The 23,253-nt window shown below is 35.5% G+C and carries 21 protein-coding genes and 2 tRNA genes; 12 read left to right on the plus strand and 11 right to left on the minus strand.

All coding sequences use genetic code 11. The features are described 5' to 3' along the window. Positions 1-9: 9 nt before the first annotated feature. The 7 genes from V8G61_RS05365 to V8G61_RS05395 all read right to left on the minus strand — a co-directional run bounded on the left by V8G61_RS05365 (position 10) and on the right by V8G61_RS05395 (position 5,277). The gene (locus V8G61_RS05365) at positions 10-1,161 is read right to left on the minus strand and encodes a lycopene cyclase family protein (protein WP_394874440.1); all 1,152 of its coding nucleotides are present in this window, start codon (positions 1,159-1,161) and stop codon (positions 10-12) included. 15 nt (positions 1,162-1,176) lie between these two features. Next, a complete protein-coding gene (locus tag V8G61_RS05370) occupies positions 1,177-1,626 on the minus strand; it encodes a sterol desaturase family protein (RefSeq protein WP_394874441.1) in 450 nt (149 codons plus the stop codon). 9 nt (positions 1,627-1,635) lie between these two features. Next, complete coding sequence (locus tag V8G61_RS05375; RefSeq protein WP_394874442.1) at positions 1,636-2,475, minus strand: phytoene/squalene synthase family protein; 840 nt, start codon at positions 2,473-2,475, stop codon at positions 1,636-1,638. Between the two features lie 4 nt (positions 2,476-2,479). Continuing rightward, positions 2,480-3,943, minus strand: coding sequence for a phytoene desaturase family protein (locus tag V8G61_RS05380; protein WP_394874444.1), 1,464 nt, complete (start codon positions 3,941-3,943; stop codon positions 2,480-2,482). 36 nt (positions 3,944-3,979) lie between these two features. After that, positions 3,980-4,879, minus strand: a complete 900-nt coding sequence (locus V8G61_RS05385; RefSeq protein ID WP_394874445.1) for a MerR family transcriptional regulator — start codon at positions 4,877-4,879, stop codon at positions 3,980-3,982. A gap of 181 nt (positions 4,880-5,060) precedes the next feature. Next, positions 5,061-5,146: transfer RNA gene (locus V8G61_RS05390), tRNA-Leu, on the minus strand. 58 nt (positions 5,147-5,204) lie between these two features. Next, positions 5,205-5,277 (minus strand) — tRNA-Lys (locus V8G61_RS05395). A gap of 134 nt (positions 5,278-5,411) precedes the next feature. Between V8G61_RS05395 and V8G61_RS05400 the strand changes: the two genes are divergently transcribed. Then, a complete protein-coding gene (locus tag V8G61_RS05400) occupies positions 5,412-5,936 on the plus strand; it encodes a shikimate kinase (protein WP_394874446.1) in 525 nt (174 codons plus the stop codon). Here V8G61_RS05400 and V8G61_RS05405 read toward each other — a convergent pair. Together V8G61_RS05405 and V8G61_RS05410 are read right to left on the minus strand one after the other, a co-directional pair. Further along, positions 5,925-6,428, minus strand: a complete 504-nt coding sequence (locus tag V8G61_RS05405; RefSeq protein WP_394874448.1) for a phosphoribosyltransferase family protein — start codon at positions 6,426-6,428, stop codon at positions 5,925-5,927. The two genes, V8G61_RS05400 and V8G61_RS05405, sit on opposite strands and share 12 nt — an antisense overlap. Positions 6,429-6,524: 96 nt before the next feature. Then, positions 6,525-6,908 (minus strand): RNA-binding S4 domain-containing protein, encoded by a 384-nt coding sequence (locus V8G61_RS05410; RefSeq protein WP_394874449.1) that lies wholly within the window; start codon positions 6,906-6,908, stop codon positions 6,525-6,527. Positions 6,909-7,011: 103 nt separating this feature from the next. Between V8G61_RS05410 and V8G61_RS05415 the strand changes: the two genes are divergently transcribed. After that, positions 7,012-7,983: an FKBP-type peptidyl-prolyl cis-trans isomerase gene (locus V8G61_RS05415; RefSeq protein WP_394874451.1), complete on the plus strand. Its 972-nt coding sequence runs from the start codon at positions 7,012-7,014 to the stop codon at positions 7,981-7,983. A 72-nt stretch (positions 7,984-8,055) separates the two neighbouring features. On the opposite strand, the gene V8G61_RS05420 is transcribed toward V8G61_RS05415, so the two are convergent. Continuing rightward, the gene (locus tag V8G61_RS05420) at positions 8,056-8,691 is read right to left on the minus strand and encodes a porin family protein (RefSeq protein ID WP_394874452.1); all 636 of its coding nucleotides are present in this window, start codon (positions 8,689-8,691) and stop codon (positions 8,056-8,058) included. 189 nt (positions 8,692-8,880) lie between these two features. On the opposite strand from V8G61_RS05420, the gene tgt reads away from it, so the two are divergent. The 6 genes from tgt (at position 8,881) to V8G61_RS05450 (ending at position 16,059) form a co-directional block, all read left to right on the plus strand. Next, the gene (tgt, locus tag V8G61_RS05425; protein WP_394874453.1) at positions 8,881-10,011 is read left to right on the plus strand and encodes a tRNA guanosine(34) transglycosylase Tgt; all 1,131 of its coding nucleotides are present in this window, start codon (positions 8,881-8,883) and stop codon (positions 10,009-10,011) included. A 33-nt stretch (positions 10,012-10,044) separates the two neighbouring features. Next, positions 10,045-11,121: an LptF/LptG family permease gene (locus V8G61_RS05430; protein WP_394874454.1), complete on the plus strand. Its 1,077-nt coding sequence runs from the start codon at positions 10,045-10,047 to the stop codon at positions 11,119-11,121. Further along, on the plus strand, positions 11,108-12,007 hold the full coding sequence (locus V8G61_RS05435) for a DMT family transporter (RefSeq protein WP_394874455.1): 900 nt from the start codon (positions 11,108-11,110) through the stop codon (positions 12,005-12,007). Before V8G61_RS05430 ends, V8G61_RS05435 begins: the two co-directional genes overlap by 14 nt. A gap of 69 nt (positions 12,008-12,076) precedes the next feature. Then, positions 12,077-13,030, plus strand: coding sequence for an acetyl-CoA carboxylase carboxyltransferase subunit alpha (locus V8G61_RS05440; RefSeq protein ID WP_394874456.1), 954 nt, complete (start codon positions 12,077-12,079; stop codon positions 13,028-13,030). 168 nt (positions 13,031-13,198) lie between these two features. Further along, positions 13,199-14,740 (plus strand): replicative DNA helicase, encoded by a 1,542-nt coding sequence (dnaB, locus tag V8G61_RS05445; protein WP_394874457.1) that lies wholly within the window; start codon positions 13,199-13,201, stop codon positions 14,738-14,740. Positions 14,741-14,799: 59 nt separating this feature from the next. After that, positions 14,800-16,059, plus strand: coding sequence for an asparagine synthetase B (locus tag V8G61_RS05450; protein WP_394874458.1), 1,260 nt, complete (start codon positions 14,800-14,802; stop codon positions 16,057-16,059). Here the strand turns inward: V8G61_RS05450 and V8G61_RS05455 are convergent. After that, positions 16,056-16,493, minus strand: a complete 438-nt coding sequence (locus V8G61_RS05455; RefSeq protein ID WP_394874459.1) for a hypothetical protein — start codon at positions 16,491-16,493, stop codon at positions 16,056-16,058. The genes V8G61_RS05450 and V8G61_RS05455 overlap by 4 nt on opposite strands. Before the next feature lie 286 nt (positions 16,494-16,779). On the opposite strand from V8G61_RS05455, the gene V8G61_RS05460 reads away from it, so the two are divergent. From V8G61_RS05460 to V8G61_RS05475, 4 genes are all read left to right on the plus strand, one after another. Then, positions 16,780-17,226: a hypothetical protein gene (locus tag V8G61_RS05460; RefSeq protein ID WP_394874460.1), complete on the plus strand. Its 447-nt coding sequence runs from the start codon at positions 16,780-16,782 to the stop codon at positions 17,224-17,226. 292 nt (positions 17,227-17,518) lie between these two features. Continuing rightward, complete coding sequence (locus V8G61_RS05465) at positions 17,519-18,856, plus strand: hypothetical protein (RefSeq protein ID WP_394874461.1); 1,338 nt, start codon at positions 17,519-17,521, stop codon at positions 18,854-18,856. A gap of 156 nt (positions 18,857-19,012) precedes the next feature. After that, positions 19,013-20,455 carry a gliding motility-associated C-terminal domain-containing protein gene (locus V8G61_RS05470; protein ID WP_394874462.1) on the plus strand — a complete coding sequence of 481 codons (1,443 nt, stop codon included), beginning with the start codon at positions 19,013-19,015 and terminating at the stop codon, positions 20,453-20,455. A gap of 1 nt (position 20,456) precedes the next feature. Then, on the plus strand, positions 20,457-22,958 hold the full coding sequence (locus V8G61_RS05475; protein WP_394874463.1) for a PorP/SprF family type IX secretion system membrane protein: 2,502 nt from the start codon (positions 20,457-20,459) through the stop codon (positions 22,956-22,958). Positions 22,959-23,253: the final 295 nt, after the last annotated feature.

The raw sequence follows: 23,253 nt of genomic DNA on the forward strand, positions 1-23,253 counted from the left end.
TGAATCTCCCTACCTTAAGGTCTTAAAAAAGGCCTTTATAAATGGCCAGGATATTAAGGATATCATGATACGAATATCCTCAAGAATTGAAGATTCCTCATCTAAAAAACGAAACATATGGCTCGTTTTATTCTTGCCATAAAATTGTTTAAAAATCCATTCGCCTTTTTCATTGTTATCTTTTAAAACGTGTAAAAAAACTTTGTCGTAAAATTTATATTTGCTTTTAAATAAACTTTCAGAGGCCCGTTTCCCTTGTTTGAGGTTGGAAATTATTTGGTTCACCTTATTTTCGGTGTTTTTAAAGGAGTAGCCTGTTGAGGCTTTTACCCAACCTCCCGCAGTACCTATTTTTGTTATCTTTTCTGAATTGAAATGATCAAAAGGAAAGGCGCTCATTGGGATACGACCGGTTTCGGTTTCCACGATGGTATAACTTTCAGGGTGTAGATATTCTTTAATATAACGCTTTAAAAATTCGTCATAAACGTCGTTTTCTACTAGGTCTTTGGTGAAATAAGTGAATTCTACCAAAGCCTCCGTTTTACTATAAGGTAACACATAGGTAAATGTGGTTTGGTCGCCGTCTTTTACCCTATAATCCATCATGGTCATAATATTTTCATCAAAAAGTTGCGTTTCCGTTTTGATGATATAACCTTTAAAATGTTGAATAATTTCCGGAATGTTTTTCTTCGGTTGAAAAAATTCCTCCGGTAGTCGACTGTCAAAAACCTGAGAGGCTCTATATATTTTTTTTTTACCTGTAATGCTTACTGATGTCGCATCTTCTATAACTTCCGTGACTTCATCTAAAACAAAGCGAATGTTTTGATGTTTTCCCAGTTCTGCTTTGCAATGTTTGTAAAAATCAATAGAACGAATAGATTTATAATTGTAAGGCTGAAGATCTAAAGAAATGGTTTCCTCACAAGCATAAATGATTGCTTTACTCCAGGATTGTTGGGCAATTTTACCCCAGTAAGAAGAACCGGTTTCCCAAAAACTCCAGGTTTTATCGTTGGTGTTCTTTTCCGAAGGATCAATAAGGGTGATAGTCTTTTCTGAAAAAAAGGGATCTTTTGAAAAGGCGAGTGCAAGTTGTAATCCGGCAAGACCATTTCCTATAATCGCAAAATCGAAATGGGGTAAGTTTGCCATGTTAGAAGTAACGTTCTATTTTTTAAAATACTTGAAGGGTACAAACAACATTCCAAAGCATTCCCCATCATCTTTACCCAAATGTTTATGGTGTATTTTATGCGCTCGTCTTACCCCGCGGGCATACCAATTATTTGCGTTTCTAAAGAGTTTAAAACGCTGATGAATAAAAATGTCATGCACTAAAAAGTAAGATAAGCCATATGCAAAAATACCAAGACCAATAGGTAAACCGGCCCAAAAACCTTCGTATTTCCAAAGCAAAAAGCAACCTATACTCACCACAGCATAAAAAATAAAAAAGGCATCATTACGCTCAAACCAACTGTCGTGATCTTTATGATGGTGATCCTTGTGTAAGCTCCATAAAATTCCATGCATGATGTATTTATGTGTAAACCAAGCCATAAATTCCATTGCGCAATAGGTGCCTAAAAAAATAAGAATCCAATATAAAGTATCCATAGTATTCTTTTACATTAAATTTAGTTGATATTTTACATAACTGCGCATCAAAAGTTCTACTTTTTTGGGATTAGAAACTCTAATGCGCGAATTTTTTATTTTGAAAGCCGGTGTTTTTTTTAATTTTTTCAAAAGTTGACTGTAGTACCTATATGCCATAAAAACACCAAACTTAGCTTCATTCGGTAATTTTCTGATACCACTTAAACCTATTTCAAAATCATGTTCAATATCGGTTATAATCTCTTCTTTAGATTTTTCATCTAAATTACTTAGATCTGTATTTGGAAAATAGGTGCGGTTCAAACCTTCAAAATCAGCTTTTAAATCTCTCAGAAAATTAACTTTCTGAAATGCCGAACCAAGGGCCATAGCGGTATACTTCAATTCATCATATTTCTCTTTATCACCGTGCACAAAAACCTTAAGGCACATTAAGCCTACAACATCGGCAGAGCCATAAATATAATTCTTGAACTCTTCTTCGGTTAAATAATCAGTTTTATGCAAATCCATTCGCATACTATTCATAAAGGCATCCACCAGATGTTTGTCTATATTATATTTGTGATAGGTATGCTGAAATGAATTTAAAATAGGGTTTAAGCTAATACGGTCTCTCAAAGCAAATTCCAGGTCGTCAGTAAAACGTTTAAAAAGATCTTCTTTGTCGTAACCGTGAAATGAATCAACGATCTCATCTGCGAACCTTACGAAACCGTATATATTATAAATATCGTTTCTAATGGATTTATAAAGCATTTTGGTTGCCAATGAAAATGAGGTGCTGTAACTTTTTGTAACAGTTTTGCTGCATTGGTATGAAACGGTATCGAAAAGTGCTTTCATAAAATTAACTGTGGTATTTGGTTACTAATTCTGCTACCAGTTTCCCTGAAATTAACGACGGTGGTACACCAGGACCAGGAACAGTTAATTGACCAGTGAAAAACAAATTTTTCACCTTTTTACTTTTTAATTTTGGTCGTAAAAAGGCTGTTTGTAATAATGTATTTGCCATACCATAGGCATTTCCCTTGTATGAATTATAATCTTTAATAAAGTCGTTCACACAAAATGATTCTCTAAATATAACATGATTTTTGACATTTTGGGATGTTAAATCTTCAAAACGCATCATTATTTTATCAAAATAGGTATCTCTTAAAGCTTGAGTATCCTCGACTCCCGGGGCCAGAGGTATTAAAAAAATACCGGCTTCTTTACCTTCAGGAGCTGAATATGGATCTGTTTTACTAGGAAAACTTGCGTAAAATAAGGGTTCCTCTGGCCACTTCGGATCGTCATAAATAGCTTCAGCGTGGGTATCAAAATCCACATCAAAAAACAAAGTATGATGGTTAACGTTTTTTAACGTTTTATCGAAACCTACATAAAAGAGTAGGGAAGAGGGGGCGAAAGTTTTATTGTTCCAATACCGCTCTGAATATTGGCGATCCGAGGCGTCGAGCAGCGTTTCTGTATGATGATAATCAGCACCGCTCAATACAACATCTGAAAAGTGGGCTTTACCATTAATTTCAATACCTATGGCTTTTCCTTTTTCAACAAGGATGCGATCAATAGGTGAATTTGTTTCGATCTCTACACCCAATTCTTTTGCTAGATTTTCCATACCTAGAATTACCTGATACATTCCTTTTTTTGGATGAAACGTCCCTAAACCAAAATCAGCATAATTCATAAAACTGTAAAAAGAAGGTGTGTCACTGGGTTTTGCTCCCAAAAATAACACGGGAAATTCAAGGATTTTTACGAGTCGCTCATTATTAAAAGCCTTTCTGACATCTTTTTTTATGGTACTAAAAAACTGATTGAGTTTTTTAATGGTCGCTGGGGTCACCAGTTCTAATGGAGATAGTCCTGGATTGTAAACCAGATCTTTTATAGCGATATCGTAGTTGCTTTTCGCTTCATCTATAAATTTTTGAAGTTTTTCAGAACTTCCGATTTCTTCTTTCTCGAAAGCACTTTTAATTTTCTCGAGTGTATCTTCTATGGTTATGTAATCTTCTTTTCCAAAATATACACTGTATGCTGGATTTAGTTTTTCAAGTGTGTAATAATCCGAAGGTTTTTTATTGAAATCACCAAAAAATCGTTCAAAAACATCGGGCATCCAATACCAGGTAGGGCCAATATCGAAGGTAAAACCATCTTTTTTAAACTGTCTTGCACGACCACCAATAGTGCTGTTTTTTTCAAAAACACGCACCTTATTACCTGCTTTTGCGAGGTAGCATGCAGCGGCAAGAGATGAAAATCCGGAACCTATAATATTAACAGTAGTACTCATTTGGGAGAATATAAAAGGGATTATTAGAAAAGGGGATTAAAATGTCTTCACTAATTTTTCAATAGAATCGAAAGTTTTAATGTTACTAGGAAGTTTTAGGTCTTTTACTTCAGCTAATTTAGGCCCCAATAACATAAATCTTGTACTGTCTTTGATCATCAAAGTTTTACTAAAATCCTCGATGTATTCTGGAATTTTCTCTACTTCAGGATATACAGTAAAATAGGATATAAACGTGATATCTTCAAAAAATTCATGTAAATCAGTTAAGCTTTCCATAGGCATACTTTCACCAAGGAAAATGGTGTGATAGCCTTTACTTCGCAATTGATAATTTATGAAGAGTAATCCAATATCGTGAATTTCATGATCCGGTAAAAACAAAATACATGTTCTGCCATTAGGTTTAGGTTCCAGCGTTTGAATGCGCTCAATATTTAATAAGATCTTTTGTTTAATGTGTACAGATAAAAAGTGTTCATGAGCTGGTGTTATGGTATCGGTTTGCCACAGCAGCCCAATCTCATTTAACAAGGGCAAAAAGACCGAGTAAAAGATGTCACTAAATGTTTTAGTCTCTATTAAATTTTTGTATGTATTATAAAATAAAACCTGATCAAAATTGATCATAGCCATTTTTAAAGCATTGATAGCGTGGTCTTCAACTTTAGCTCTAGAAGCTATTTCCCGAACTTTAATGGGAATTTCTTCTTCACCTAATTCGGCAATTTTAGAAATCTTTAACCCGTTATTATTGAGAAAAGAAATATTTAAAAGCTTTTGAAAACTAGCTAAATTGTAATTCCGAATATTCGTATCTGTTCTATTAGGGCTTAATAAGTTGTAGCGTTTCTCCCAGATCCTGATAGTGTGAGCCTTGATTCCTGTTAAATTCTCAAGGTCTTTGATACTGAAATTAACCTGAATATTGTTCATCTATTTTCATTTTTTCTTAAACAAAAATACTAATATTTATTGATATAACAACATTAATTTGAAACAATAATAATTTTATTTTTTTCGCGAGGCCTTTGCAGCCCTGTTATCAGGTGGAATTGGCCCTAAATAGTGGGCGAATTAATAGCGTTAAACAAAGTATAAAAAAATAATGAAAAAGTGCGCACGAGAAGACTCGAACTTCCACATCCTAAAACGGATACTGGCCCCTCAAGCCAGCGCGTCTACCAATTCCGCCACGTGCGCTAAAATAAAAAGAAGTGTAAAAATAAAAAAAGTTAAGCAATAACGCTTAACTTTTAAGTGACCGGGCTGGGGCTCGAACCCAGGACCCTCTCCTTAAAAGGGAGATGCTCTACCAACTGAGCTACCCGGTCAATGCTAGACAACTTGCCGTTTGCGGGTGCAAATATATAATGTTTAATTAATAAAACAATGCTTTTTTAAAAGATTTTTTCGTTTTTTTGCAGCACTATTTCGTATGCTTTTAATTATCAAAATATAACGTTTAATGATAGTAGTTTTAATAGGTTATATGGCTTCCGGAAAGTCTACCGCAGGTAAGTTGTTGGCCAAAATAATGGGCTATGATTTTCAGGATCTTGATGATTTTATTGAAGAAAAGGAGGGAAAATCTATTACAGATATCTTTGCGTTGAAAGGAGAAATTTATTTTCGAAAATTAGAATCGGAATATCTTTCAGAGCTTTTATTAGAAAAGGATGGTCTTGTTTTATCCCTTGGAGGAGGAACACCTTGCTATGGAAATAATATGGCCACTTTATTATCTCATAAAAAAGTAAAAACGGTATACCTTAGAGCATCCTTGAAAGCTTTGGTGGGGCGTTTGATACATGAAAAAGAAAAACGTCCTTTGATCTCACATTTAATTACAGAAGCTGAATTAACCGAATTTATTGCGAAACACCTTTTTGAAAGACGAACGTTTTATGAACAAGCAGAGATAACGGTATCAACAGATGCTAAAACAGTTGACACTATAATTGAAGATTTGCTTGAAAACCTAAACCAATAAGGCTTCGTAAGGTTTTTTATCCAACTTAATTTCAATGTGCTCGTGTAATGAGGTCGATAAAGACAGGCCTTTAAAATCTGCTTTTATGGGATATTTTTTATGATTTCGATTCACTAAAACAGCTGTTTTGAATTGTTTCAGAGGCACATTTAAGAAATGCTTTACCCCATAGATAAGTGTAGTCCCGGAATTCAAAACGTCGTCAATTAGTACTAATGATTTATCGGCATAATCTGTTTCAGGTATGGAGGTCTTCACAGGGCCTTGCGGATTTTTTTTATCAATCACAACTTTGCAAAGAATTGGTTTTATGTGAGATATCTTTTGAAGTACAGCTTTGAGTTTCTGAGCTAAAATATATCCGTTCTTGTCGATACCTGCCAGTATAATCTCATTTTCTTCAACATTGCTTTCGTAAATTTGAAAGGCGATGCGTCTTATTTTATAGGTGATTTCTTTTTCATTTAAAATCACATTGTTCTTTACAAGCATCGTATTAAGGGTTTAGTTTTCTTTGTAAAATTAGTCAATTTATTTATTTCAAAAATAGAAGTTGTTTGAATAATCAAAAATACACAAACAGGATTTCTAAAGATCTGGTTCTAGAGGGTCGTTTTTGTATTCATCAATATCACGTCGGTCCTTTTTCGTGGGGCGGCCGGTTCCTTTTTTTCGGTAATAATCTTTGGAATATTTTAGCATTTCTTGAGCATCAAACTGTTCTTTTGGTGTTTTATCGGTAAGGTAAATATCCACTAATTTAGCTCCAACCCGGTTTTCCGGAATGTCGTTCACGACCAACTTGTAATTGATTTGGCTTTTTCTCACTTCAATGATGTCTTGAGGATAGACCTCGCGACTCGGTTTTACCGTGTCGCTATTCAATTTAACATGTCCCTTTTTACAAGCTGTTGTTGCCAAAGACCTTGTTTTATAATACCGCACACACCATAAAAATTTATCAATTCGCATATATTTATTCTAAAAACTACGTTAATGTTTTTGTGCAGGAATACTTTAATATTGTATCTTGCGACCTCAAAAATAAGCAATAACTAAGAATTACTAGTGCTATATGAAAATAGGGAAATTCAGTATACTTTTTTTAACCTTGTCATCCATTGTTCTTTCTTGTAGTAAAAACGAAAACAATAGAATACAACCGATACCGGAACGTGATAGAGCGGAACAACAAATTGAAGATGATGCGTTGTTGTTGGATTATCTTGGTAGCTATTACTATAATTCTTCAGATTTTGAATCGAACCCTAATCCAAGTTCAAAAGATTTGGTTATTACGGCTTTACCGGAAAACGGTGAATTACCTAATCCTGATCAAAACACCCTGCTCATCAATGCCGTTGAGACGTATACTGTAACCTTTGCCGAAACAGAATATAAATTTTATGTGTTAATTTTAAACCAAGGTGGAGGTGAAAAATCACCTCACTTCTGTGACGAAGTACGCGTTTTATATGAGGGTTTCTTACCACTTGACGACAACAAAATTTTTGATGAAACCCCTACACCTACGGACTTCTATTTAGTTGGTGATGGTCAAAATACTTTTGGCGTGATACCGGGTTGGCGTAAAGTACTGCCTTTGTTCAATATGGCCGCTTCCTTTACAGATAATGGTGACGGAACCGTGTCTTACACGAATGCCGGAGTGGGTGTTATGTTTCTTCCATCTGGCTTGGGTTATTTTTCTGCCAGTCAGGGACAAATTCCGTCATATTCACCTATAGCTTTTAAATTCGAATTACTCGAAACCTCTGTAATGGACCACGATAATGATGGCGTTTTTTCCTATTTAGAGGATTTAAATGGTGATGGCGAGTTTATTGTCAATTTTGAAGATTCTGAAGATCCTGACGACGATGATACAGACGGTGACTTCAGGCCGAACTTTTTTGATCAAGATGATGATGGTGATGGCGTTTTAACAATAAATGAAGACACAAACAACGATGGAGATCCTACCAATGATATTGGAGCAAATGGGATTCCTAAATATCTTGACCCAACAGAAACTGCTTCCAAGTAATTAAAGCTTGAAGTATTAACATAAAAAAAACCTCGTTTAGTACGAGGTTTTTTTATTTGTTATTATTAGATCTTATAAGATCAGAGAAAAACTTAGGATTAGCTGATCCGGACGGGTGTCTAAACGACTCACCTCAACATTATTACTCTGAATAAACGTTGCTTCATTATTGCTAAAACCACGTTCATATCTTAGGTCAATGCCAAGTTTGTTGATATTTAAACCAATACCGAAATTTAATCCAACTGTAAAATCATTTTCAACATCATTAACAGTGACATCTCCAAATTTACTATTTAAAATGTATTGAAATGCAGGTCCGCCAAAAACACTTACGGGACCAAGAACTTTAATTCCGACCAATACCGGTAGGTCAAGTTTTTGCATTTTAAAATCATCACTGTTATAATCACTTTTGGTACTGGTGTATACCAACTCGGGTTTTAAGTAAATTTGATTTCCAATTTTTCCAAAAAGTCCAATGTGGTACCCTACATTCTTATCAGGATTTTCTGCATTTGCGCTAATAGATGAAAAATACTTGCCATTTCCGTTATAATTTAATCCCCCTCTAATACCAAGACCAGTAGCCGCCTGTGCATTTAAGTTCGTTGGTATGGCTAAAGCCAAAAAGAGGGCGAACAGAAATGAACCCACTAACCATGTTTTGTTTTTTGATGTTTTTGTTCGATTTTTTAAAATTCTCATAATCTTCGTTTTTTAAGGTGTTTAACTAACTGAATCAAAAACGTTGCCAAATCTTATTTATTTCTAAATCTTATTTATTTTTTTGAATTTCGTATTCAGGAAATCGATTAAATATAACACATATAATATACAAATATCGTAATTAAGAGTAAAAAAATATGTAGGTTTGCGAACGCATTGTAGATACAAATGACATTCGATTTAAAAGCTAAAGATCTTCAAACAAAAGCCCGGGCGGGTACCATTACAACAGATCATGGTACTATTGAAACACCTATTTTTATGCCTGTTGGTACTGTCGCATCGGTTAAAGGGGTGCACCAGCGCGAATTAAAAAACGATATTAATCCCGATATTATCCTAGGGAATACGTATCATTTATATTTAAGACCACAGACTCCAATATTAGAAAAAGCAGGAGGGCTTCATAAATTCATGAACTGGGATCGTAACATTTTGACCGATTCGGGTGGGTATCAAGTATATTCTCTTTCAGCCAATAGAAAGATCAAAGAGGAGGGAGTGAAATTTAAATCGCATATCGATGGAAGCTACCACACATTCACACCTGAAAACGTGATGGAAATTCAGCGTAGTATTGGAGCCGATATCATTATGGCTTTTGATGAATGTACACCTTACCCTTGCGATTATCATTATGCAAAACGGTCAATGCACATGACGCATCGTTGGTTAGAACGTTGCAAAACTCACCTAGAAAAAGTTCCGCCGAAATACGGTTATAATCAAACATTTTTTCCGATAGTGCAGGGGAGCACCTATAAAGATCTCAGGCAACAATCGGCAGAATATATTGCGAATGCAGGAGCTCTTGGAAACGCTATTGGTGGTTTATCGGTAGGGGAACCTGCAGAGGAAATGTATGCCATGACGGATGTGGTTTGTTCTATTTTACCGGAAGAAAAACCTAGGTATTTGATGGGTGTAGGTACACCGATCAATATATTGGAAAATATAGCGTTAGGTGTAGATATGTTTGATTGTGTCATGCCTACCAGGAATGCAAGAAATGGTATGCTATTTACGGCTCATGGAACTATAAATATCAAAAATCTAAAGTGGGCTGAGGATTTGTCGCCGCTGGATCCTATGGGAATGACTTATGTTGATACCGAATATACTAAGGCTTATGTGCGCCACTTATTTACGGTTAACGAAATGTTGGGGAAACAGATCGCCACAATACATAATCTCGGATTTTATTTATGGTTGGTAAGAGAAGCTAGAAAGCATATCTTAGCAGGTGATTTTAGATCCTGGAAAAATAAAATGGTGAAACAAATGGATAAGCGTCTGTAAAAGGAAAGTTTTCTTTTTGAAGTAAATTATGATATGAAAATTCTCGATTGGTACATTTTAAAGCGTTACTTGTTCACATTTTTCATGATGTTATTGCTGTTTATTCCAATAGGAATCACAGTGCATCTAGCTGAAAAAATTGGAAAAATTCTTGAAAATGAAGTGCCATTAACTGAGGTTTTATGGTATTTCTACGATTTTACAATTTATTTTGCACATATTCTATTCCCCTTATTCTTATTTCTGTCTGTGATCTGGTTTACTTCAAAATTGGCCAATAACACAGAAATTATTGCTTTTTTGAGTTCGGGGGTTTCTTTTACCCGTTTTTTAAGGCCTTATCTTATCGGAGCAACTATTGTGGCGGTTTTATCTATTGTACTAGGATTATATCTGGCTCCAAAGGCTAGTGAGGGATTTAATGATTTTACCTATAAGTATTTAAAGAAAGGTGTTAAATCTGTAGATGACACCAATGTGTTTAGGCAAATTAATGATAACGACATTATATATGTAAGTAGGTTCGATGTAAAAAATAGTACAGGCCATAATTTTACTTTGGAACATATCGAGGATAACAAATTGAAATATAAAATTACAGCTTCTACGATTAAATTCAATCCTACAGACACTACTTATCGCCTTACCAATTATACGAAGCGGACGATTCTTGAAAATGAGGATGAAATTGAACATTCTGTTTTAAAGGATACATTGTTTTCATTTGATGTAGACGATCTCATCCCTGTTATCTATGCGGCCGAGACTAAAATGTATGGGGATCTAAGACAGTTTATTGCCAAGGAGGAGGCGCGAGGCTCCTCAAATGTTGGCCGATTTAAATTAGTGCTTTACCGAAAGTGGAGTTTACCGGTTTCTGTTTTTATACTTACCATTATCGCTGTTGCGGTGTCGTCCATCAAAAGACGTGGTGGAATGGGTGTAAATTTGGCTATAGGTATTTGTATTGCTATGGTGTTTGTGTTCTTTGATAAGATTTTTGGTGTAATGACTGAGCAATCCAATTTTAACCCGATTATCGCTACCTGGTTTCCAAATATAATTTTCGGTATTCTGGCGGGTTACATGTTATATCATGCAAAACGCTAAGCTCAAAAATTACCTTCATCTACATGTTCTCGTTTTTATAGCGGGATTCACAGCAATTTTAGGGCAATTAATTTCCATAAACGCGGTTGATTTGGTGTGGTTTAGAATGGTTTTTGCGTGCATTTTTATGTTCATTTATATCAAAATAGCGGGCGTAAAATTAAAACTCAGATATGGGTCGGTTTTAAAACTTGGTTTGGCGGGAATAATTATTGCGCTTCACTGGATCACTTTTTTTGGTTCGATAAAAGAATCGAATGTATCCATTGCTTTAGCTATGTTCTCTACCGGTGCTTTTTTTGCCTCTTTAATAGAACCATTGATTTTTAAAAGACGTATTATTTGGTACGAGATCCTTTTTGGGATCATTGTTATTTTTGGTGTTTTTATCATTACCAAAAGCGAAATAGAATACATCTATGGGATCGTTCTCGGGGTACTATCTGCCTTTTTATCCTCTTTATTTGCGGTATTAAATGGACGCTTTATAAAGTCATATACTTCAACGGTCATTTCATTTTATGAGTTTATAAGTGGCGTTATAGCGATTACTATTTATTTGTTGTTGTTCTCGAAAGAATTCACGCAAGCATCATTTTTCAATTTGAGCAGTTCAGATTTTTGGTATCTCATTATTCTCGCTTCGGTTTGTACAGCTTATGCTTTTATTGCGGCTGTGCATGTTATGCATGTGATCAGTCCATATACAGTCGTGCTCACTTATAATCTAGAACCAGTTTATGGTATTATTTTAGCCGTGATTTTATTTCCGGAAAAAGAAGCTATGTCGCCCTCATTCTACTATGGCGCCATTATTATCATTTCAACAGTGCTATTAAATGCAATGCTAAAAAATATTCGTATTAAAAAAAGGAAACCTGCTTAAGGGCTTAAAACAATTAAAGTTTTATATTTGTAAGCTAACAAAACTAACGAATCAAAACATTGAATTCTTATGGAATATTTAGAATTTGAACTCCCAATAAAAGATTTAGAAGAACAACTAAAAAAATGTCAGCTAATTGGCGAAGAAAGTGATGTTGATGTTACCGAGACCTGTGAGCAAATTGAAAAAAAGCTTCAAGTTGCTCAAAAAGAGATATATAAAAACTTAACGCCCTGGCAACGGGTTCAATTGTCAAGACATCCGGATCGCCCTTATACTTTAGATTATATTAAGGCCATTTGTGGCGATAGTTTTTTAGAACTTCACGGAGATCGAAATTTCAAAGACGACAAAGCGATGATTGGTGGTTTAGGGAAAATTGGCGACCAAAGCTTTATGTTTATAGGACAACAAAAAGGATATAATACCAAAACCAGACAATATAGAAATTTTGGCATGGCTAATCCGGAAGGGTATCGAAAAGCTTTACGCCTAATGAAATCAGCTGAAAAATTCGGCATTCCTGTGGTGACTATTTTAGATACGCCAGGGGCTTATCCGGGTCTAGAGGCAGAAGAACGTGGACAAGGTGAAGCGATTGCCAGAAATATTTTGGAAATGACACGTTTAAAAGTACCTATTATAACCGTAATTATTGGTGAAGGTGCCTCTGGTGGAGCCTTAGGAATTGGTGTGGGAGATACGGTATTAATGCTAGAAAACACTTGGTACTCCGTAATTTCTCCTGAGTCGTGTTCTTCAATTCTTTGGAGAAGCTGGGAATTCAAGGAGCAGGCTGCCGAAGCCTTAAAGCTTACGGCTAAGGATATGAAAAAGTTAAAATTGGTTGATGAAATTATAAAGGAACCACTCGGTGGTGCTCATCGTGATCGCGAAAAAACATTTACAAAAGTGAGCAATGCTATTGTAAAGGCTTTTGACAATCTAAAAAACTTATCACCAAAAGATTTGGTTGCTCAGCGCTGGGATAAATATGCGCAAATGGGTGTTTTTAAGGATTAATCCTAGCATTTTAATATGGAATTAAAAACTGGAGTTTTTTTCTTCAGTTTTTTTTGCGCTTATTCACAATATTATTAAGTTATTAACAGTTAAATTGTTAATTACCGGTTAACAATAGGAGGTCCAATTTAGGACCAGAAAACTTTCTTTTTAATTATTTTCGTCGTCATGAAACAACCAAACCAAATTCAAGGCTATAAAGTAGATAAAAGCACCTTGATCAGTCTAGAGAAAGGTAAAATACCTCCGCAAGCTATTGATTTAGAGGAAGTTGTGTTAGGGGCGATGATGATCGATAAAAAGGGTGTCGATGAAGTGATCGATATTTTAAGTCCTGATGCTTTTTACAAAGAAGCGCATCAATATATTTTTGCGGCTATTTTTCAGTTGTTTGAAAATAGTGAGCCAGTTGACTTATTAACCGTTTCTTCGCAGCTAAAGAAAAACGCAAAACTTGAAATGGTAGGGGGCGATTTTTATCTCATTTCTTTAACTCAAAAAGTATCCTCTTCGGCACATATTGAGTTTCACGCGCGAATTATTCTTCAAAAATTTATACAGCGTAGTTTGATTAAAATTTCCAGTGAAATTATTGAAGATTCTTATGATGAAACCAAGGATGTTTTTGATCTTTTAGACAAAGCAGAGGCTAAATTATATGAAGTAACCCAAGGTAACATTAAGAAATCCAGCGAAACTGCTCAGGATTTGGTGATTCAGGCCAAAAAGAAAATTGAAGAAATTTCAAATAAAGAAGGGTTAAGTGGTATCCCTACCGGATTTCATAAGCTAGACAAATTAACCTCCGGTTGGCAACCTTCAGATCTCATTATTGTAGCTGCTCGTCCGGGGATGGGTAAAACGGCCCTAACCTTATCTATGGCGCGAAATATTGCTGTAGATCAAAATATTCCGGTGGCTTTTTTCTCATTAGAGATGGCCTCCGTTCAGTTGATCACCAGATTAATTTCGAGTGAAACTGGTTTGTCGTCAGAAAAATTGCGTACTGGGAAGTTAGAAAAACACGAATGGGAACAACTTAATGTTAAAGTAAAAGGCCTTGAAAAGGCACCGCTTTTTATTGATGATACCCCGTCGTTATCCATTTTTGACTTGCGTGCTAAAGCGCGGCGATTGTCTTCTCAGCACGGGATTAAATTGATCATGATTGATTATTTACAATTGATGACAGGAGGGAATAGTAACACCGGGAATCGTGAGCAGGAGATCTCCATGATCTCCAGAAACCTTAAAGCTTTAGCTAAAGAATTAAATGTTCCCGTTATTGCCTTATCTCAGCTATCAAGAGCCGTAGAGACCAGAGGAGGAAGTAAGCGACCATTACTTTCAGACTTACGGGAATCTGGTGCTATTGAGCAGGATGCCGATATTGTAAGTTTTATTTATCGTCCGGAATATTATAAAATTGATGAATGGGACGATGAAGAGCGTTCACCTACAGAAGGACAAGCTGAATTTATTGTAGCCAAACATCGTAACGGTGGCTTGGATAATATCCGCTTGAAATTTATTGGTCATCTCGGTAAGTTCGATAATTTAGATGATTTCGATTATCCTTACGAATTTCATTCTAAAATGAATGCCGCTGCAAATGACGACACCTTTAAGCCGGATGATCATAGAGCAAATCCTGATCAGGCTTTTGGTAGCTCATTTAATGACGACGATGAGAATGAAGTTCCCTTTTAATTCTTCAAAGCATTGTTAATGTTTATCTCAGAACTTTAAATTTTCATTACCTTGGTGTTATGAAAAAGTTGCTGCTCCTTATCCTATTATTTGGTCTATCCATACAGTCTTTTGCATCGTATATTCTTATTCCTATGGATGCTGAGAGTCAAAAAAATCATTTAAAGGCCTATGGGATAACTTATTGGACTTTAAATAAACAATTAAAAGCTAAGTGGTTGTTAAACTATAGAGGGGGCTCGTTTTTGTTACCCGATACAGAGAACATTCGCAGAGAATGCTTAATTCGTGGGGTTAGTTTTGAGGTGATTTCAAATACTGAAGCCGAGGAGATATTATCACTTATTAGTAGCCCAAGTCAGAACATGGAGGCCGTTGTTCTTGAGAAGGCACCAAAAATAGCCGTTTACACACCAAAAGGAAACCATCCATGGGATGACGCAGTAACGATGGTATTATCTTATGCTGAAATTCCTTATGAGGTTATTTATGATGAGGAGGTATTAAATGATGGTCTTTTAGTATTCGATTGGTTACACTTACATCATGAAGATTTTACAGGACAGTACGGCAAGTTTTACGGTGCTTATCGCGCAGCTTCCTGGTATATTGAGGAGAAAATGGAAGCTGAGGCATTGGCAAAACGATTAGGATATTCCAAAGTTTCTGAAGAAAAGCGAGACGTAGCTCTTAAAATTAGAGACTATGTTGTTGGGGGCGGTTTTATGTTCGCCATGTGTAGTGCGACAGATAGTTTTGATATCGCGCTTGCTGCGGAAGGCATTGATATTTGTGAGCCTATGTTTGACGGTGACGGAAGTGATCCCGGTTATCAAAATAAGTTAGACGACTCCAAAGCTTTCGCATTTAGTAATTTTAATTTAGAACGAAATCCTTTAGTTTATGAGTTTTCGTCTATTGATATGACCACAAAGCGAAATATCCCAAAAACGTCCGATTATTTTACTTTAATGGATTTTTCGGCTAAATGGGATCCTGTACCAACAATGCTTTGCCAGGATCATACGGCAATTATTAAAGGTTTTATGGGACAAACCACTTCTTTTAATCCGGACAATATAAAAGCCAATGTTTTAATTTTAGGTGAAACCAAGTTAAATGGTGAAGCAAAATACATTCATGGTATTAAGGGGAAAGGATTTTTTACTTTTTACGGTGGTCATGATCCAGAGGATTATCAGCACAAGGTAGGCGATCCAAAAACTGAACTTGAATTGCACCCCAATTCTCCGGGATACCGATTAATTTTGAATAATGTACTTTTCCCTGCAGCACGGAAGAAAAAGCAAAAAACTTAGATTTCCTCTACAACCTTTTCAAAAGTGTATATAAAACCATCAGCACCATCTCCGGTACTCTTTGTGTTTTCATCAATTATGAATTCAATAGCTCCAATTGTTATTTCGCCATATTCTGTACCATCAATTGTGATAAAATTTTGTCCTTCAATCGTCGCTAGGCTAAAAGTATAAGTTCCGGAATCTAAAAAATCCTCTTTGTTAGCATCTGTATTTTGATTGTCAATAATCAAATTTCCGGTATTATCGTAAAAAGTCCAAACTATTGTACCAAGTTCAAATTGATCGTTAACCCCTTCAATACCTCCAGTTGTTTGTACTAAATGCCAAGTGGTATTTGTTTTTGGCACATCATTTGCACTTGTGTCGTTTCCTAAGGAACAATTTAGGAATAAGATTAAACTAATAAGAAGTATAGTTTTGTATGTTTTCATTTGAAATTTAATTTAGATGATCATTATTATAGATGAGTGAAACTTCAATTAGTTGCGTAAAATTCGGTAAAATTTCTAACAAGCACAAAATCAATTTCTTAAATGGTGCGTTAAAGTTAAAACCTGAATTTTACAGGTATAAAAAGTGAAAAATCATAAAAAATGTTAACCACGAGGTTTAAATTTAGCGAAAATAATTATCTATATAAGTGAAAAAAATCGATAAAACGCTTGTTTTATTCGATTAATTGCATAAATTTGCCTCATAAACCCTAAAGTCTGTATCATGAACAAAAGAATATTTTTACTTAGTTTCTGCTTCATTTTAATGTTTGGTATTACCCATGCTCAAAAGAACAAAGGTCCTAAAAGTATCATACGTGAAAATGTAGGTATTAAAAAATACCATAATAAAGAAGAACTAGAACGTCTACCTAAAGGGGCGTTATTAGGATTATATACCGAACGTATTGAAAGCTTGGTAAAATTATTACCTTATATCGCTTTTGCAACAAAACCTGGTGTTACCTTAGTTAGCTTGGGAATTCCTGACGATAAGGAAAATAACAAAGTACTTGAAAATCAGTTCGAAGCAACTGATGATTTTTTGGAATCCACTCGGGAATTTCACCAAACGATATTACCGTATTCGGATACCTCTAAGCTCATAGCAGCCATCTTGTTTTATGAAGATATGATGAAGTCGCTTCACGAGTTTAGTGAATTTCATTAAGAATTTAATAAAATCTTAAAACCCAAAAGTAACATATAATTGATCCATAAAGTTGATCTGATTTTATGTTACTTTTTTGATTTATTTTAAAAACCAACTTTTTAAAATATTCGTAAACATATAATAAAGGTCTAAAATAAAAATTCGTAACGATGCATTTCATCGAATTTTTTGACATAAAAAGGTCATTAACGTGCATTTAAACGAAAAAAATTGCATTTCATAGATTATTTTTATTAGATTTGACCTTAAATTAAAAAAACATTTGCCCTTAATTACAAATTTTATCAAGATGAAAAACTTAACCCAAATGATATGGCTTTTTCTATTTGTATTTGGAATCTCATTTGCACAACAGGAAAAAGGTATAATAGGAACCGACAATTGGCTTAAGAATTGGACGGAATTTAACCCCAACCAGGAGGATCCTGGCGAACCCACCCAAATTCTTACCGGAAAGATCAGTAAAGATACTAGGCTTAATAAAGGAGAAGTTTATTTATTATTAGGAAATGTTTTCGTTGTTGACAGCGTGACCTTAACTATAGACCCGGGAACCGTTATACTAGGTGACTTCAAAACAAAGGCTTCATTAACTATAGCTAAAGGAGCAAAGTTGGTCGCCGAGGGTACGGTTACTGATCCCATTGTATTTACCTCCAACAGAGATGTAAAACGTGCTGGTGACTGGGGCGGACTTATTATATTAGGAGAAGCACCTTCCAATAAATTTGGTAACGGATCAGTAGCCTCATATTTTCCCGAATTAAACCCGATGGATTACCCTAAAACCAATTTTGGAGGTAATAATATAAAAAGTAACTCTGGAACTCTTCGCTATGTGCGAATTGAATATGCTGGAAAGCGCATGCGGGATGGCTATTTTAGTAGCTTAATGCTAGCAGGTGTTGGAAATAAAACAGTTCTAGAAAACATTATGGTTAGCTACTCTGGTGGAAATTCATTTCAAGTTTGGGGAGGTGACCTCAATATGGACAAGCTAGTTTCCTATAAATCTAGTGGTAATGACTTTAAATTTAATTTTGGTTCACAGGTTGTTCTAAATAATTCCTTGGCCATAAGATCTCCTTTTGTATCTAGTAGTTATAAAGCACGTTGTTTGGTAGTATCCTCTTACGATGAACAACGAGAAGTGGATTTCTCTAAAAAATTAACTCACGTGGTTGCAAAGAACATAACTCTACTTAACGATAGTAACGATCTAAAAAGTGATATCAGCAGAGGTTTAGTGAATGAAGCAGTGTATGTTGGAAAAACCGCCTCGTTAGATATGAATCAAAGTGTGATTTCAGGATTTAATCCAGCTGTTTTATTCGAAGAAAGTATTGTTGTAAATCAGGAAAATCTTGAACGAATCAAATTTACGGATATGTATTTCAATAACTGCAATGGGAATATATTCGTAGAATATAATTCAAACAATGAAGATCTGGAGAATTGGTATGGAAATAGTTCGTTTTTAAATGTTTATTCTAAAAGTAATAATGACGAAACGTTTATTGATATCAATAATAAAAAACGTCCTGATTTCAGATTGAGAATTAATAAAATTATTGCATCTGAAAAAGATAACTTTGCCTCTGAAGACCTTGGTGTTAACAACGATTAATCAAAAAACCCAAATAGGATCAATTTCAAATAACCAAATACTTCAATCTATCGTTTTGTAATATAACTTTTTACTGAACTTTTAATTCAGTGAACAGGTTTTATTTCAAAGAATGCTATTAACGATGAATCGTATTGTTGTTGAAAACAATTACTCATGAGGAATTTAAAACATCTTTTAACAGTACTTTGCTTTGTTGTGTTTTCAATTTACAAAGCGCAGTCTCAAATTGTTATAAGTACACCAGCTCTGGGTTTTACACAAGCTTGTGCCGGAACGTCTTTTAACTCTTATAATGCGACGTTTTCATTCTCGCCGAGTACTTCGGTTCAAGCGAACAACCAATTCATAATTGAGCTTTCTGATCCTACGGGAGATTTTACGAATGCAGAAATTATTTATACCTCTGCAGAGGGCGCAATTACAACTTCCCCGACAACTATTTCCTTCTCCTTTCCACAGACTATTTCGGGAGAGGGTTACAGAATAAGGATTAAAAGTACCGCACCGGCTGCAACAAGCACGGGTTCAGTACCTTTTCCGGCTTATTATAAAATTCAGGATACACCATTTACGATCAATAATTTAATTGCTACAGCTGTGTATTGCGCTGGTGGTAGTTATTTGCTAACGATTGATAATCCCGGAGCTGATGGGAACGACTCACCGCTTCAATACGAATCCTTGAGTTTTAACTGGTACAGGTATTTAGATAGCAGTAATACGAACTTTGTTTTTGTGGCTTCAGGTGAAAGCCTTTCGGTATCCCAACCAGGCACCTATTTTTGTGAAACCGACTATGGGTCCTGTAGTTCTAATTCCTATTCAAATCGGGTTGCTGTAAGTGAATCGACCACAAATGGATCTTTTGAAATAAGTTCTAGTCTCGGAAACCCATATTGTTCAGGGGATGGCCCTACCACCTTGAGTGCCCTAAACGGGATTAGTTACCAATGGTTTTTGGATGGGGCTGCAATTTCTGGTGCCACAAATCAAATGTATCAAACCAACGAATCAGGTAGTTATTCTGTAACTGTCGATTTAGGAGATTGCTCTGTAAGTGCCTCTATTAATCTTGAGAATACTGGTTTTACAAGTAGTATCAATGTGCAGGATGTAAATATGTTGGATGAGGGGCAAACCATCACAGCCACAGTAACTACGGATGCTGTGAGTCCGCAATTTACCTGGTACCGCAATGGTACCATCATTACAGGTCAAACTTCCAATAGTATTACCATAGGGCAGACAGGTAATTACCGTGTTGTAATTAACCAAACCTCTGGATGTAATGCCTCAAATGAATTTACTTTTACTGTAATTGAAGCATTTCCTAATGTTCCCGACATTCCAAATCTTATAAGTCCTAACGGCGATGGTATAAACGATACGTGGATTATTCCCCAGATATACACCAGTGGTACTAATACGATGGTAACCATTTTGGATTCTAGAGGAAAAGTAGTATTTGAATCAACAGATTATTTGAATAATTGGCCGGAAACACAAATCGATTTTAATCAAATCAATCCTGTGTATTACTATATCATTAAAAGCGATAATGAAACTAAAAAAGGGTCTATTACGGTGATAAAATAACATGAAAAAGTTTGCTCTCTATATTATCTTATGTCTTTTTGGATTGCAGGAACTGCAGGCCCAAAATGATGGGGTTGCACCTTTTTCAATTCCCGTTAGGAATTCATTGCGATTCAATAAATATGCAATGAATCCTACATTTAGTTTTGTGCGGGAGCAAAATAAATACCTGACCTTCACGAATAAGCGAGAGTGGGTGCAATTTGATAATCCACCTCAAACCTATTTATTTAGTTTTTCAGGCCGATTTAGTGAAAATGTTGGAGCAGGTTTAGGTTTATTTCAACAGGATTATGGAGTCTTAACGACTTTTGGAGGAATCGTTAACTTTGCCTACAACGCAATGTTCGATAGTGAAAATAATTTAACCTTTGGTTTGAATGTTGGGTTTTACTCCAGCAGTATTAACGAAGGTGCTGTAATTACGAATTTTCCGGATCCTTCATTTAATAATATCCAATCGAATTCTGTTTTAACCATTAACCCAGGTATTAATTATGGAACCGGGTTTATGGATTTTGGTGTTTCTATCAATAATTTAGTATCATATAATATTTCAGCTTCTGAAATGATTGAAGATAATCCTGAGCAAGGCCTTCAGGCACACATGATGTATACAGGCTATTTTAATACACGAGGGTTCTTTGATGAAAGTAAATTTCAAATGCTGGTTCGATCTGAATTTAAAAAAGATCAAACCGTTTTGTCTGGTGTTGCCATGGTTTTGGTGCCAAGAGGTATTTGGGCTCAGGCCGGTTATAATACGCTTTATGGCGTTTCCGGCGGATTGGGATTAAACCTAACAAATAATATTGCCATTGAGTATAATTATGAAAAGGCCATTGGCGATTTAAATAGCTTCGGAAATTCCCATGAAATTACTTTAGCTTATCGATTTAACAATAATAACCGATACAGATATAGTGGTGATGATGAAGAAGAAGCTTTAATTCAACCTAGCAGAAAACCAAAACGACCTGTAAGAAAACCACAGGTTAATAGACCAGTGGATCAACCTGTTGTGAAACAGCCAAAAGAAGAACCAATAGTGACACCGGTCGAGGAAGAAAAACCAGAGCCTGTTGTAGAAAATACTCAGGAAGAAGATAATGCTGCTGCCGAAGCAGAAGCTAAGCGTGCTGCTGAAGAGAGGGCTGCTCAGGAAGCAGAAGCTTCAAGACTTAAATCGGAAGCTGAAGCTAAAGCTAAAGCTGAAGCAGAGGCTAGAGCACGGGCCTTCCGTATTGCTCAAGAAAAGGCGGCTCAGGAAGCCAAAGCTAAAGCCGAGGCTGAAGCGAAAGCACAAGCTGAAGCGCAAGCAAAACGTATAGCCCAGGAAAAAGCTAAGGCCGAAGCAGAAGCCAAAGTCAAAGCAGAAGCTGAAGCCCAGGCAAAACGTGTTGCCGAGGAAAAAGCGGCTCAAGAAGCTGCAACTAAAGCCAAGGCTGAAGAAGAAGCTGAAGCACAAGCAAAACTTATAGCTGAGGAAAAAGCTAGGGCTGAAGCTGAAAATGAAGCGAAACTTGTAGCTGAGGAAAAAGCCCGACAAGACGCTCGAGCCAGACTAAAAATTGAAGCCGATGCTATTATAGCACAACAGGAACTCGAAGCTGTGGAAATTCCTGTGGCTAAAGATCAAAAGGCTAAAGTGATTGAAAGTCTTACCGAGTTAACGGTGAATACATCTGTTGAGCAACAAAATCTATTGGATGAATTAAATGCCAAAGTAGCTGGTAAGCAAAAAGACTTAGAAGAACTTAAAAGAGAAAATGATTTAAGTGAGCAAGGTATTTACACGGAACCAAAACCATTTAAGAGTGTGACCGCTGAAAACGCCGCCATTGAATCGCTTAAAAATCAGTTGAATGAGGTGATAAAATCTCAGGATGAGCAAATTGCGAAATTGGAAAATGCTTATGAGGACCGAAAGAAGAATTTTAGTAATGATGATGATCCGGTTAATGTATATTATTCCAGAAAACTGAAAGATTTAAGATCACAACAATTCAAAGCCGTAAGATCACGGGATAACCTGATCGATAAATTAGAGAACATTAAAGAGGCTACGGAGGTTGAGCGTAAACGTCGTATTAAACGTGCTGCTTATGATAACCAGGAAGACCGATACAAAAAGGACAGGACTGCACTTGAAAATATTAAACGTACGACAGCCTTAAATTCAGCTTCCTTAACAGTAAATGATTTCGATTTTGGAGAAGAACAAACAACCAATGTCCAAATTGTTAAAGGTGTACAATTTACCGATCCTGGCTTCTATACTGTTTTAGCTGTACATTCAAATGAAGCTAAGCGTGATGAATTTGTTAAAAAGGCGATTGCATCCGGTTTAAATGAAGTTGATTTCTTCTATGATGTAAATACAAATAAATATTATATTTATTCTAAGAAGTTTAATGATGTTAACGCAGCGCTTCGAGCAGTGGATACCAAAACTGATGACCCTTATAATAGTAAAATGACTATTGTAAGTATTGAGAAATAATTACCACCAAAACCATTAACCAACCAATTTAGACCTCAGAATGAAAAACATTCTGAGGTTTTTTATTTCATAATTGATTTCCAAACGCGATTTAGAATAAGTTTTTCACCTATAAAAGGGCATCAATTATTGAAATAATTAATGCTGTTATGTAAAAAAAGAAACTGTTAAATACAGAAAAAGAATACAAAATTTAACAAATTATCGGATGAAATACTTAATAATATCGATGAAAAGCATAATAATCATCAAAAATTATATTTGTTTAAAAATATTTTACGATATTTACTCCGTT

It is taken from the genome of Gaetbulibacter sp. M240 (assembly GCF_043876815.1).
Classification (GTDB): domain Bacteria; phylum Bacteroidota; class Bacteroidia; order Flavobacteriales; family Flavobacteriaceae; genus Gaetbulibacter_A.

Coding starts and splice junctions, on each gene's coding strand:
- V8G61_RS05365 (WP_394874440.1), bottom strand. CDS start 1,161: ATGGCAAACTTACCCCATTTCGATTTTGCGATTATAGGAAATGGTCTT.
- V8G61_RS05370 (WP_394874441.1), bottom strand. CDS start 1,626: ATGGATACTTTATATTGGATTCTTATTTTTTTAGGCACCTATTGCGCA.
- V8G61_RS05375 (WP_394874442.1), bottom strand. CDS start 2,475: ATGAAAGCACTTTTCGATACCGTTTCATACCAATGCAGCAAAACTGTT.
- V8G61_RS05380 (WP_394874444.1), bottom strand. CDS start 3,943: ATGAGTACTACTGTTAATATTATAGGTTCCGGATTTTCATCTCTTGCC.
- V8G61_RS05385 (WP_394874445.1), bottom strand. CDS start 4,879: ATGAACAATATTCAGGTTAATTTCAGTATCAAAGACCTTGAGAATTTA.
- V8G61_RS05400 (WP_394874446.1), top strand. CDS start 5,412: ATGATAGTAGTTTTAATAGGTTATATGGCTTCCGGAAAGTCTACCGCA.
- V8G61_RS05405 (WP_394874448.1), bottom strand. CDS start 6,428: ATGCTTGTAAAGAACAATGTGATTTTAAATGAAAAAGAAATCACCTAT.
- V8G61_RS05410 (WP_394874449.1), bottom strand. CDS start 6,908: ATGCGAATTGATAAATTTTTATGGTGTGTGCGGTATTATAAAACAAGG.
- V8G61_RS05415 (WP_394874451.1), top strand. CDS start 7,012: ATGAAAATAGGGAAATTCAGTATACTTTTTTTAACCTTGTCATCCATT.
- V8G61_RS05420 (WP_394874452.1), bottom strand. CDS start 8,691: ATGAGAATTTTAAAAAATCGAACAAAAACATCAAAAAACAAAACATGG.
- tgt (WP_394874453.1), top strand. CDS start 8,881: ATGACATTCGATTTAAAAGCTAAAGATCTTCAAACAAAAGCCCGGGCG.
- V8G61_RS05430 (WP_394874454.1), top strand. CDS start 10,045: ATGAAAATTCTCGATTGGTACATTTTAAAGCGTTACTTGTTCACATTT.
- V8G61_RS05435 (WP_394874455.1), top strand. CDS start 11,108: ATGCAAAACGCTAAGCTCAAAAATTACCTTCATCTACATGTTCTCGTT.
- V8G61_RS05440 (WP_394874456.1), top strand. CDS start 12,077: ATGGAATATTTAGAATTTGAACTCCCAATAAAAGATTTAGAAGAACAA.
- dnaB (WP_394874457.1), top strand. CDS start 13,199: ATGAAACAACCAAACCAAATTCAAGGCTATAAAGTAGATAAAAGCACC.
- V8G61_RS05450 (WP_394874458.1), top strand. CDS start 14,800: ATGAAAAAGTTGCTGCTCCTTATCCTATTATTTGGTCTATCCATACAG.
- V8G61_RS05455 (WP_394874459.1), bottom strand. CDS start 16,493: ATGAAAACATACAAAACTATACTTCTTATTAGTTTAATCTTATTCCTA.
- V8G61_RS05460 (WP_394874460.1), top strand. CDS start 16,780: ATGAACAAAAGAATATTTTTACTTAGTTTCTGCTTCATTTTAATGTTT.
- V8G61_RS05465 (WP_394874461.1), top strand. CDS start 17,519: ATGAAAAACTTAACCCAAATGATATGGCTTTTTCTATTTGTATTTGGA.
- V8G61_RS05470 (WP_394874462.1), top strand. CDS start 19,013: ATGAGGAATTTAAAACATCTTTTAACAGTACTTTGCTTTGTTGTGTTT.
- V8G61_RS05475 (WP_394874463.1), top strand. CDS start 20,457: ATGAAAAAGTTTGCTCTCTATATTATCTTATGTCTTTTTGGATTGCAG.